The organism is Pseudomonas sp. RIT409 (assembly GCF_003052515.2).
Classification (GTDB): domain Bacteria; phylum Pseudomonadota; class Gammaproteobacteria; order Pseudomonadales; family Pseudomonadaceae; genus Aquipseudomonas.
The window spans coordinates 48,129-59,842 of sequence record NZ_QARE02000001.1; the positions used below are offsets into that span (position 1 = coordinate 48,129).

The following is an 11,714-nucleotide window of genomic DNA, read 5'->3' on the forward strand; positions in this document are numbered from 1 at the left end:
CCTACGGCTCCGGGCAGAAGCAGATTACGGCGCAGACGACGCCGTCGCGTTGCCATTGACCATCGCCGCGAAACGCGCTTTGTTGGCCGCGTAATACTCGGCCACAACCTTGTCCGCCGAGCTTTCCCGGGCTTTGAGCATCAGGGTTTGCAGGTCCGTAGCCGGGATCGAGTAGTGCGCGAAGAACTGCGCGACTTGCGGGTACTGCTCGCTGAAGCCCTTACGCGCCACCGCGTGGATCTGCTCAGCGCCACCGAACAAATGGTCCGGATCATCCAGATACCGCAGCGGGTATTTGGAGAACATCCAGTGCGGGCTCCAAGCGTTGACCAATGACCACTTGCCGCGCTTGAGGTTGCGGTCCAGCTCGCTGAGCATCCCGCTCTCGGACGAAGCGACCATTTTGTAGCCGACGATTTTCTTGTCGTTGAGGACCTTCTCGGTGAGTTTGTACTGGCCATTGCCGACTTCCGACGTGAAGATTTTCCCGTCGAATTTAGCGGCGATCCCAGGTTTGTTCAGGTCGGCCAAGCTGTTGACTTCACTCTGCGGAACGATGTCCGGCACTGCCATGCCGATACGCCCTTCATACAGCACGCCAAGGTCCTCCAGCTTGTCCCGGTATTTGTCCCAGAACGCTTTGTGCGTGCCCGGCAACCAGACCATCGGGATCAAGTCGATATTGCCGTTGGCCACGGCCTGAAACTGAATGCCGATGTCAGCCTGCACCAGTTTCACCGGCTGCTTGAGCTGGTCTTCGAGCACCACGTTCGCCAGTTTGACGGCGATCTCGGTGTCCGACCAGTTGACCCAGCCGATGCGCACCGGCGGCTGGTCCGCCGCCTGCGCGAACAGACTCGCCGTCGCCAGCGCGACCCCTGCAAACCAGCCAATACGTTTTTTCTTATGCGGTGAATGAGCAACCATCGTGCATCTCCCCTTTCGTGTATGGGTGTCTCTGGGTGTGGCAGTGAAAGCGGTGGATCGCGCCGGTCTGAGCCGGCTGGTTGGGCCGATCTTATCCACACAGTTGTTGGGGACGCAAGCGAAATGTACATAGGCGTCAACTGATATTGACACTTGTGTACATTCCTCCTAGTTTCATCTGCAACCGAGCCTGATGTCGACCCGAGGAGCGCAACACGATGTCCAGCGATCCACTGCTGCAGCCCTACACGATCAAGCACCTGACCCTGAGAAACCGCATCATCACCACGTCCCATGAACCGGCGTATCCGGTGGACGGCATGCCAAAAGACCTGTATCGCGCCTACCACGTCGAGCGCGCCAAGGCCGGTGTCGCCTTGACCATGACCGCAGGCTCCGCAGCGGTGTCGCGGGACAGCCCACCCGTGTTCAACAACGTGCTCGCGTACAAGGATGAAGTGGTCGGTTGGCTCAAGGACCTGACCGATGAATGCCACGAACACGGCGCGGCGGTGATGATCCAGCTCACCCACCTGGGGCGTCGGACCCGCTGGGACAAGGCGGACTGGCTACCGGTGGTGTCGCCCTCCCACCGACGCGAAGCGTCCCACCGCTCTTTCCCTAAACGACTCGAAGACTGGGACATCCAGCGCATCATTCAGGACTACGTCGACGCCGCCGAACGGATGAAGGCCGCCGGCATGGACGGCCTTGAGCTGCAAGCCTATGGCCATTTGATGGACCAGTTCTGGTCGCCGCTGACCAACACCCTCGAAGGCCCCTACGGCGGGCCGTTGGAAAACCGCCTGCGCTTCACCTTCGATGTTCTGCGTGGCATCCGCCAGCGGTGCGGTGAGGATTTCCTGCTGGGCGTGCGCTACACCGGCGACGAGGACCTGCCGGGAGGATTCGGCGCCGAGGAAGGCATCGCCATCTCGCAGATGCTCAAGAACAGCGGCCTGGTGGATTTCCTCAACGTGGTCAAAGGCCACATCGACACCGACGCCGGGCTCACCGACGTCATTCCCATTCAAGGCATGCGCAATTCCCCACATCTGGACTTCGCCGGTGAAGTTCGCGCCGCAACAGGCTTCCCCACCTTTCACGCGGCGAAGATCCCGGACGTCGCCACCGCCCGCCATGCGGTGGCGTCCGGCAAGGTGGACATGGTCGGCATGACCCGCGCGCACATGACCGACCCGCACATCGTGCGCAAGATCATCGAAAAGCGCGAAGAGGACATTCGCCCTTGCGTAGGCGCCAATTACTGTCTGGATCGGATCTATCAGGGTGGCGCAGCCTACTGCATCCACAATCCGTCGACCGGGCGTGAAACCACCCTGCCCCACGACATTCCCAAGGCTGCCGTGAAACGCAACGTCGTGGTCATCGGTGCCGGGCCTGGAGGCCTCGAGGCGGCGCGGGTGGCGGGCGAGCGCGGACATGACGTCACGGTGCTGGAGGCGGCCGACCGGCCCGGTGGGCAGATTCGCCTCACGGCGTTGAGCGAACGCCGACGCGAGATGATCAGCATCATCGACTGGCGGATGGCCCAGTGCGAACGGTTGGGGGTGAAATTCCGTTTCAACACCTGGGCCGAAGCGCAGACCGTGATCGACTTGGAGCCGGACGTGGTCATCGTGGCCACGGGCGGCCTGCCGGACACGGAAGTGCTGAAGGAAGGCAACGAGTGGGTGGTTTCTGCCTGGGACATCATTTCCGGCGACGTGAAGCCAGGCAAGAACGTGCTGATCTTCGATGACGCCGGCGACCACGCGGCCCTGCAGGCTGCCGAGGTGATCGCCCAAAGCGGCGCCCGGCTGGAGATCGTCACGCCAGACCGGGCGTTTTCACCGGAGGTCATGGCGATGAACCTGGTGCCCTACATGCGCAGCCTGCAAGATCTGGACGTCGTGTTCACGGTCACCTACCGCGTCGAAGCCGTGCAGAAGCGGGACGGCAAGCTGGTTGCAGTCTTCGGCAGCGATTACGGCAAGGTCAACAAGGAGCGGATCGTCGATCAGGTGGTCATCAACCACGGCACATTACCGCTGGACGACCTGTATTTCGACTTGCGGCCCCATTCGAAGAACGGGGGTGCCGTCGAGCAGCATGATTTGATTGCCGGGAAGGCGCAGAACCTGGTAACCAATCCTGAAGGACGCTTCCAATTGTTCCGGATCGGCGACGCCGTGGCCGCGCGCAACACCCACGCTGCCATCTACGATGCATTGCGGTTGATGAAGGACCTGTAACGGGACAAAGACCTCGCGTGGTAAACACAATCCCGGTAGGCGCGCACGCCTACCGGGTGATCAAAGGCCGTTGCGGGCAACTTCGGCCCCCGCCGCAACCGCTTTGCCGACCTGCGCCTCAAACCCGTCATCCATCAAACGCTGCAACGCCGCCGCCGTCACGCCTTTGTAGGCCACCAGCGAATCGATCAGCGCTTGGGGCTCATGATTCACAAGCAATCGACTGGCCGACACCACCACCCCATGGGCGGCTTGCCGGGCGACGTCTTCAGGAATACCCGCGATCATTGCCTGCCGAGTCAGCGCGGTCATCAACAATGCCGGAAACGCAGGGCCAGTGCCTGACAACGCGCTGAGGTAATCAATCCCCTCCTCCGTCGGCACTCGGCTTGCTGTGCCCACGCATTCCAGTAGCCGTTGAACGAAGTCCACATCAGACGCACTCAACGGCTGCGGGCAATGCCACGGCGTGAACGACTGACGTATTTCAACCGCGGCGTTGGCCATCGCCCTCACCACCACTTCAGCCCCCGTCGCCTCGCTGATTGCCTGAGACGTCACACCCGCCATCAGGGAAATCACCAGTTTCCCTGACGCATCGATCTGAAGCGCCTTGAATTGCTCGGGCCTCACCGAAATAACCACCACGTCACAGGCCTCGACCAGCGCCTGACTATCCGCGACCAGGTGCGCGCCGGTCGCCTGCAGCGGGTGTGTCCCTGAGCGGTTGGACAGCCACAAGCGGTCCGCCTCGACAAAACCGCTGTCCAGCAGCGCCTGTGCCAGCGCCCCACCGAGCCAGCCGGTGCCGCCAATGATGCCAATGCGCTCAGCGTTCACCGGACACCTCCTCTGTCTTCTCTTTCAGGGCGTCTTCGAAGGTTTCCACCAAGGGCACGAACTCGCCCGGCTCTTTTTCCGCATACCCGAACGCGCCAAAGAAACGGTCCAGCTCGCGCTTCTTCGGGGTTTTGCCGGTAAAGATCGCTACGTAATGAGGAATGCGACGAAAACGCTGGGTAATGTCTTCCAAGGTCTTCATCGAGATGTAACCGATTTGTGTCAGGTAGATCGTCCGGGCGCGGGTGTCCGCGCCATCGGCGTCGTAGCCAAAACGCCGGAACATCGCCGACAGAGCATTGATGCGGGTGTCATCCGCCGCGGCGATTTCGGCCGCCACCTCTTCGGACTGCAACGCCCAACTGCGCACGGCGAATTCGAACTGGGAGTCGAACAGCTCAGGGTTCAACCAGCACTCGAATACGTTGAGGATCGCCTCCGTGATGTTCTCCGCGTAGCGTTCGGATTGCTTGAGCATGCCGCCGGTGTTTTTGTCCTTCCAGCGAGCCAGTAATGCGGCGAGGAGCTGCTCGCGGTCTTGGAAGAACCAGTAGAAGCTGGTACGCGACAGGTTCAGGCGCTTGGCCAGCGGCATCACTCGAACGGCGTCGACCCCGGATTCCTTCAACGCATCGTAGGCCGCTTCCAGCCAGCCCTCCGCCGACCCGCGCCAACCCGAATCCTGGGATTTACCCCGTTCCTTGCCTGATACCGACATGCGCTGCCGCCTGTGTTCGAAGAGAGTGCAGGGACTGTACGCCCCTGCTCTTTTTATGTACATCGCTGCACATTGGCATGACGCGGACTTTATCTCTTCTGTCGTCAGCTTGAGGTTTGATCGCTTGCCACGTCTGACAATTACGAAGCCTCACAGGTCTCCGACCATGGCGCTCACATGAATAGCATCGTGCCGCCAGTACTCCAGATCGCAGTCGATCAGACGCCCGCGCTGGTCGTGGTTGACCCGGGCGATGCGCAAGCCGGGGCTGCCGATCGAGACTTTCAATGCGGCTGCGGCCTCAACCGGCAGTGCGGTCGGCACCATTTCGAAGCGCACCTGACCATAACGAATGTCGTAATGGCGGGCGTACAGTTCGGTCAGCGACTGGTTCAGGTCGAACTCGAGCATCTGCGGAAAATAGTCGGGGTTGAGGTAGTGCTCGACATACAGCACCAGCCGTTCATCGATGCGCCGAACGCGGCAGATCTGGATCACGCTGGATAAAGGAGGCAGTTGCAGCAGCTCGCAGATGGCGGCTGAGGCCGGTTGCAATCGGGCCGACAGCACTTGGGTGGCAGGCACTCGACCCTGCGCCTGCACCATGGCGTGGAAGTGGCTGCGACGCATCAAGTCATACGCCAGGCGCGGCGGAGAAATAAACCAGCCTCGCCGCTCTTCGCGATAAATCAGCCCTTGTGCCTCCAGTTGCACCAATGCCTCACGCAAGGTGATGCGGGTGGTGTCGAAGACTTCGCTGAGCTTGCGTTCGGCGGGCAGTTTGCTGCCGGGGGTCAGCAGACCGTGTTCGATCTGCTCCTGCAAGGCGTTGCAAATGGTCGTCACCGCTCGTGGCACAAGTTGGCGCATTGCGTTACCTATCTGGACTAGACCAGTGCATCAGAGGCACCCGCTCATCAGCGGGAAGGCCCATCGGTTCGTTCTCAAGCCTAGGCAGGCTAGATGACTGTTACGTGACAATCCAGCGTCGTCCCCCACGTCCATCAGGCTCGAAAAACACATTTGCCTTTGCGGATCAGGATCTTGGCGATGGTCTACGCTTGTTTCACAGCGTGCCCGGCGCCTGGATGCCACTGCGTTCCTCCCAGCAAAACTCGGTCCAGACACGAAAATGTCATGAGGCAGGCATAACTTGGCGCAGGTATTGCTGATCTAGACCAACGCAATACACATCCTATTGCAGCGAACACGTTACCGATCCGATGCACTACACCGTCGAGAAAAGACCAAAGGAGCTTCGAATGAAACACCTTTTGCTGGCATCACTCCTGGGCTCGGCCATCGCGCTGAGCACATCGGCCATGGCCGCGGACACCGACTTGAAAACCCTGGAAGCCGCAGCCAAGGCCGAAGGCGCGATCAACAGCGTCGGTATGCCCGATGACTGGGCGAACTGGAAAGGCACCTGGACCGACCTGACCGCCAAATACGGTCTGGTGCACATGGACACCGACATGAGCTCGGCGCAGGAAGTGGCCAAATTCGACGCGGAGAAAGACAACGCCAGTGCTGATATCGGCGACGTGGGCGCGGCCTTCGGTCCGATTGCCGTGGCCAAGGGCGTCACGCAGCCTTACAAACCGACCACCTGGGATCAAGTACCGGACTGGGCGAAAGACAAGGACGGCCACTGGGCCCTGGCCTACACCGGCACCATCGCCTTCATCGTGAACAAAAAGTTGCTGCACGGCTCCGATGTTCCGAAATCCTGGGCTGACCTGAAAACCGGCAAATACAAAGTCACCATCGGCGACGTGAGCACCGCCGCTCAAGCAGCCAACGGCGTACTGGCCGCTGCAATCGCCATGAAAGGCGACGAAACCAACATCGCGCCGGGCCTGCAATTGTTCACCGAACTGGCGAAGCAGAAACGCCTGGGCATCAACAACCCGACCATCCAGAGCATGGAAAAAGGCGAGGTGGAAGTGGGCGTCGTCTGGGATTTCAACGGCCTGAGCTACAAGGCCAAGATGGCCAATCCGGATGACTACGTGGTGTTGATCCCGTCCGACGGCTCGGTGATTTCGGGCTACACCACCATCATCAATAAATACGCCAAGCACCCGAACGCAGCCAAACTGGCCCGCGAATACATCTTCAGCGACGCCGGTCAGATCAACCTGGCCAGCGGCAACGCGCGCCCGATTCGTGCAGAGCACCTGAAGTTGCCGCCTGAGGTCCAAGCCAAGTTGCTGCCAAACGAGCAGTACAAGAATGTGACGCCGATCAAGAACGCCGACGCGTGGGAAAAGACTTCGAAAGCCCTGCCGCAGCAGTGGAACGAACAGGTCATCGTCGAGATGCAGTAAACGCTTCACCGAACGAACGCGCTTTCAATGTAGGAGCGCGCTTGCCCGCGAAAACGGTAGGTCAGTCACCCGTTATGAACCTGACACGACGCCTTCGCGGGCAAGCGCGCCCCTACATCGGGAAGCGCCTCGTCCCCTTCCCCCGGAGAGGCCATGAAACACAACGTCATCCTGATTTTGCTGGACGGCCTGAGCTACAGCGTGGCGCAGCATGCGATGGGGCATTTGCTGGCTTACCGCAACGCCAGTCGCGCGGCACTGTACAAGCTGGAATGCGAACTGCCCGCCCTGTCCCGACCGTTGTATGAGTGCATTCTCACGGGCGTGCCCCCGATCGACAGCGGCATCGTGCACAATCAGGTGTCACGCCTGTCCCATCAGCGCAGCATATTTCACTACGCCTCAGCCGCTGGCCTGACGACCGCCGCCGCGGCGTATCACTGGGTCAGCGAGTTGTACAACCGCAGCCCCTTCATCGCCTCGCGCGATCGCCACACCGACGACCTCGATTTGCCGATTCAGCACGGTCACTTCTACTACGTCGATCACTACCCCGATTCCCATCTGTTCGACGATGCGGAGCATCTGCGAACCGCGCACCAGCCAAATTTACTGTTCATCCACCCGATGAACATCGACGACGCTGGGCACAAGCACGGCCTGGACACCCCGCAATACCGCAACAGCGCGCGCTCGGCCGACATCATCCTCGCCGAGTACCTGCAACGCTGGCTCGACGCTGGCTATCAGGTACTGGTGACCGCCGACCATGGGATGAACAACGATCGCTCGCACAACGGCCTTCTGCCAGAGGAACGCGAAGTGCCCCTGTTCGTCATTGGCGACGCCTTCAGCCTCGCCCCCGATGCGCAGCCGAAACAGACCGATATTTGCGGCACTGTCTGCCAATTGCTCGGCGTGCCCCATGACAAACCTTTCTGCGCAGAGGTGCTCAAGTGAGTTCACAGCGTCGCGGCAAGTGGCTGGGGCTGTTATGCCTGCTGCCTTTCGCCCTGTTTTTCATCGCCTTTCAGATTGCCCCGCTGGTGTGGGTCGCGGTCAACAGCCTCCACTCGGAAGCCGGCTGGGGCCTGGATAACTTCATCAAGACCTTCAATTCCCGCTTTTACCGGCAGGCGATGCAGTACAGCCTGGAGATCAGTTTCTGGTCGAGCCTGATCGGCATCGTGATCGCGATTCTGGGCAGCTACTCGTTGCGCAAAGTGCCTTCCAGGCTGCGGGACTTCGTCAGCGCCTTCGCCAACATGACTAGCAACTTTTCCGGCGTGCCGCTGGCCTTCGCTTTCATCATCCTGCTGGGCTTCAACGGCGCGCTGACGCTGATTCTCAAGCAGGCCGGCATCATCGACGACTTCAACCTGTATTCGAAGACCGGCCTGATCATCCTCTACACCTATTTCCAGATTCCCCTCGGCGTGTTGCTGCTGTACCCGGCCTTCGACGCCCTGCGCGACGACTGGCGCGAATCGGCCTCGCTGCTCGGCGCCAGCACCTGGGACTTCTGGCGGCACATCGGCATTCCGGTGCTGACCCCGGCCCTGCTCGGCACCTTCGTGATTCTGCTGGCCAACGCGCTGGGCGCCTACGCCACGGTCTACGCGTTGACCACCGGCAACTTCAACGTGTTGCCGATCCGCATCGCAGCGATGGTTGCCGGTGACATCTCGTTGGACCCCAACATGGCCAGCGCCCTGGCGATGATTCTGGTGGGCATGATGACCCTGGTAACGCTGGTCCATCAGTGGCTGTTGAAGAGGAGCTACCATGTCTCGCGCTGAACGCGGCCCGGTCGGGCTCTATCACCGTCTGGTGGTGTACGTCCTGTTTCTGATCCTGCTGGCGCCTCTGCTGGGCACCTTCATTTACTCCATTGCGTCGAGCTGGTCGGCGACCATTCTGCCCGCCGGGTTCACCTACAAGTGGTACCTGGCCCTGTGGAGCGACCCACGCTTCCTGATCGCCTTCGGCCAATCATTGCTGGTGTGCGTTGGCGCGCTGGTGCTGTCCGTGGTGTTGATTCTGCCGCTGCTGTTCGTGGTGCATTACCACTTCCCGAAACTCGACGCGCTGATGAATATTCTGATTCTGCTGCCGTTCGCGGTGCCGCCAGTGGTGTCATCAGTGGGGCTGTTGCAGCTTTATGGCTCGGGGCCGTTGGCGATGGTCGGCACGCCATGGATTCTGATCGGCTGCTACTTCACGGTGGCGCTGCCGTTCATGTACCGGGCCATCACCAACAACCTGCAGGCGATCAACCTGGTGGACCTGATGGACGCTGCTCAACTGCTCGGTGCCAGCACCTTCAAGGCGGCCTATCTGGTGGTGCTGCCCAACCTGCGCAAAGGGCTGATGATCGCCCTGCTGCTGTCGTTCTCTTTTCTGTTCGGTGAGTTCGTGTTCGCCAACCTGCTGGTGGGCACGCGTTACGAGACGCTGCAGGTTTACCTGAACAACATGCGCAACAGCAGCGGCCACTTCAACAGCGCCTTGGTGATTTCCTATTTCTTCTTCGTATTGCTGCTGACCTGGGCGGCCAACCGACTGAACAAGGACAAAGACTGACATGAGCTTCGTCACTGTCGAAAACCTGCAAAAGAACTACGCCAGCACCGCTGTGTTCAGCGACATCAACTGCGTGATCAACAAAGGCGAATTCATCACCTTGCTCGGTCCGTCCGGTTGCGGCAAGTCGACCCTGCTGCGCTGCATCGCTGGCCTGACCTCGGTCACCAGCGGCAAGATCTTTCTCGACGGCCAGAACATCGTTCCGGTCTCGCCCCAGAAGCGCGGCATCGGCATGGTGTTCCAGAGCTACGCACTGTTCCCCAACATGAATGTGGAACAGAACGTGGCCTTCGGCTTGCGTATGCAAAAAGTCAGCGCCGATGAAACGAAACAACGCGTGGCCGACGTCTTGAAGCTCGTGGAGCTGAGCGACTTCGCCAAGCGCTATCCGCATCAGATGTCCGGTGGCCAGTGCCAGCGCGTGGCCCTCGCGCGCTCGCTCGTCACCCGTCCGCGGCTGCTGTTGCTCGATGAACCCCTGTCGGCGCTGGATGCGCGCATCCGCAAACACCTGCGCGAACAGATCCGCGCTATCCAGCAGGAGCTGGGCCTGACGACGATTTTCGTCACCCACGATCAAGAAGAAGCGTTGACTATGTCCGACCGGATTTTCCTGATGAACCAGGGCCGGATCGTGCAGAGCGGCGACGCCGAAACCCTGTACACCGCGCCGGTTGACGCGTTCGCAGCAGGCTTCATCGGCAACTACAACCTGTTGGAACCCGACGACGCCAGCCGCCTGATGCAACGCCCGATCAACAGCCGCGTGGCGATTCGCCCCGAGTCTATTCAATTGAGCCTCACCGGCTCGCTGGAAGGCGAAGTGCGCAGCCACAGCCTGCTGGGCAATGTGATCCGTTATCGGGTCGAAGCGCGGGGTGTCGAGTTGGTTGTCGATGTGCTCAATCGCTCTGCCAGTGACCTGCACCCCAACGGTCGGCGCGTCACCCTGAACATCGAACCGTCGGCGCTCTGCGAAGTGGCGTGATCGCCGCGGTAAACCTGTAGGAGCGCGCTTGCCCGCGAAGGCGTTTTTTCAGCAGACAAAAATGAACCTGATACACCGCAATCGCGGGCAAGCGCGCTCCTACAAGGGTTGCGTTTGTATCAATAGGGAGACAGCGGTAATGGCTTTAGCAATATTCGACCTGGACGAAACCCTGATTCACGGCGATTGCGCCAGCCTCTGGAGCGAGCAGATGGGCCGCCTGGGCTGGGTCGACCCCGAATCGTTCATCAAAAAAGACCGTGAACTGATGGAGGCCTACAGCCGAGGCGAACTGGCCATGGAAGACTACATGGCTTTCACCCTCGAACCGATGATCGGCCGTACACCCGAAGAGGTCGATTTCCTCGTCGGCCCATGGGTCGAGGACTACATCGAGCCGATCATCTTCAGCGACGCCACCAAAACCATCGCTGCACACCGTGCCAACGGCGACCGCATCCTGATCATCTCCGCCTCTGGCGTGCACCTGGTGCAAGCCATCGCCGAGCGGATCGGCGTCGATGAAGTGCTGGCCATTGATCTTGCCATCGAGCAAGGCGTGTACAACGGCAAGACCCAAGGTGTGCTGACCTACCGCGAAGGCAAGATCACCCGTTTGCTGGAGTGGCTGGATCAGGAAGGCGAAAACCTGGAAGGCGCGAGTTTCTATTCCGACTCACGCAATGATTTACCGCTGTTGCAGAGGGTGGATTTTCCCCATGTGGTCAATCCGGATCCGGTGTTGAAAGAAGCGGCGGAAAAGGCGGGCTGGCCGATTCATAGCTGGAGGTGATCAGCCCGCCCAATGGAACACCCCGCTCCTTCCACGCGCGAGCGCATTCCTGATACCGGCTTTGGTTGTTCGGCGACAGAAAAGCGATGGAGAGTACCCCGCCGAGGTTCTGTACCGAGCCATTCAACTCGTCTGAAAATCAGCCAAATTACTATATGAGGTAGGAGCTGGGGCGTGGCCGCCCATGACGGCGACTGATCGATTTGTCCGAGGGCACACAAGATATGGCGTCGTCGGGAAGTGCACGACGTTAAACATAGTTAGCTTCAATGAGACA

11 protein-coding genes are annotated in these 11,714 nt (G+C 60.3%); 7 read left to right on the plus strand and 4 right to left on the minus strand.

Going from position 1 to position 11,714, the window contains the following annotated elements; translation table 11 throughout:
- Positions 1–24 precede the first annotated feature (24 nt).
- Complete coding sequence (locus tag DBP26_RS00185; RefSeq protein WP_108235599.1) at positions 25–927, minus strand: glycine betaine ABC transporter substrate-binding protein; 903 nt, start codon at positions 925–927, stop codon at positions 25–27.
- Between the two features lie 218 nt (positions 928–1,145).
- Between DBP26_RS00185 and DBP26_RS00190 the strand changes: the two genes are divergently transcribed.
- Positions 1,146–3,182 (plus strand): NADH:flavin oxidoreductase, encoded by a 2,037-nt coding sequence (locus tag DBP26_RS00190; RefSeq protein WP_108235600.1) that lies wholly within the window; start codon positions 1,146–1,148, stop codon positions 3,180–3,182.
- Positions 3,183–3,242: 60 nt separating this feature from the next.
- Here the strand turns inward: DBP26_RS00190 and DBP26_RS00195 are convergent, their stop codons facing one another.
- From DBP26_RS00195 to phnR, 3 genes are all read right to left on the minus strand, one after another.
- A complete protein-coding gene (locus DBP26_RS00195; RefSeq protein ID WP_108235601.1) occupies positions 3,243–4,022 on the minus strand; it encodes a pyrroline-5-carboxylate reductase dimerization domain-containing protein in 780 nt (259 codons plus the stop codon).
- The gene (locus tag DBP26_RS00200; protein ID WP_108235602.1) at positions 4,012–4,740 is read right to left on the minus strand and encodes a TetR/AcrR family transcriptional regulator; all 729 of its coding nucleotides are present in this window, start codon (positions 4,738–4,740) and stop codon (positions 4,012–4,014) included. Before DBP26_RS00200 ends, DBP26_RS00195 begins: the two co-directional genes overlap by 11 nt.
- Positions 4,741–4,890: 150 nt before the next feature.
- Entirely contained in the window at positions 4,891–5,610 is a 720-nt protein-coding gene (gene phnR, locus DBP26_RS00205) for a phosphonate utilization transcriptional regulator PhnR (protein WP_108235603.1), read from the minus strand.
- A 392-nt stretch (positions 5,611–6,002) separates the two neighbouring features.
- On the opposite strand from phnR, the gene DBP26_RS00210 reads away from it, so the two are divergent.
- From DBP26_RS00210 to DBP26_RS00235, 6 genes are all read left to right on the plus strand, one after another.
- The gene (locus DBP26_RS00210; RefSeq protein WP_108235604.1) at positions 6,003–7,070 is read left to right on the plus strand and encodes an ABC transporter substrate-binding protein; all 1,068 of its coding nucleotides are present in this window, start codon (positions 6,003–6,005) and stop codon (positions 7,068–7,070) included.
- 153 nt (positions 7,071–7,223) lie between these two features.
- Positions 7,224–8,030, plus strand: a complete 807-nt coding sequence (locus DBP26_RS00215; RefSeq protein WP_108235605.1) for an alkaline phosphatase family protein — start codon at positions 7,224–7,226, stop codon at positions 8,028–8,030.
- Complete coding sequence (locus DBP26_RS00220; protein ID WP_108235606.1) at positions 8,027–8,869, plus strand: ABC transporter permease subunit; 843 nt, start codon at positions 8,027–8,029, stop codon at positions 8,867–8,869. Before DBP26_RS00215 ends, DBP26_RS00220 begins: the two co-directional genes overlap by 4 nt.
- Positions 8,856–9,653 carry an ABC transporter permease gene (locus DBP26_RS00225; protein WP_108235607.1) on the plus strand — a complete coding sequence of 266 codons (798 nt, stop codon included), beginning with the start codon at positions 8,856–8,858 and terminating at the stop codon, positions 9,651–9,653. The genes DBP26_RS00220 and DBP26_RS00225 overlap by 14 nt, the downstream gene beginning before the upstream one ends.
- 1 nt (position 9,654) lies before the next feature.
- Positions 9,655–10,644 (plus strand): ABC transporter ATP-binding protein, encoded by a 990-nt coding sequence (locus DBP26_RS00230; RefSeq protein ID WP_108235608.1) that lies wholly within the window; start codon positions 9,655–9,657, stop codon positions 10,642–10,644.
- 139 nt (positions 10,645–10,783) lie between these two features.
- Complete coding sequence (locus DBP26_RS00235) at positions 10,784–11,437, plus strand: HAD family hydrolase (RefSeq protein WP_108235609.1); 654 nt, start codon at positions 10,784–10,786, stop codon at positions 11,435–11,437.
- The last annotated feature ends 277 nt before the right edge of the window (positions 11,438–11,714 follow it).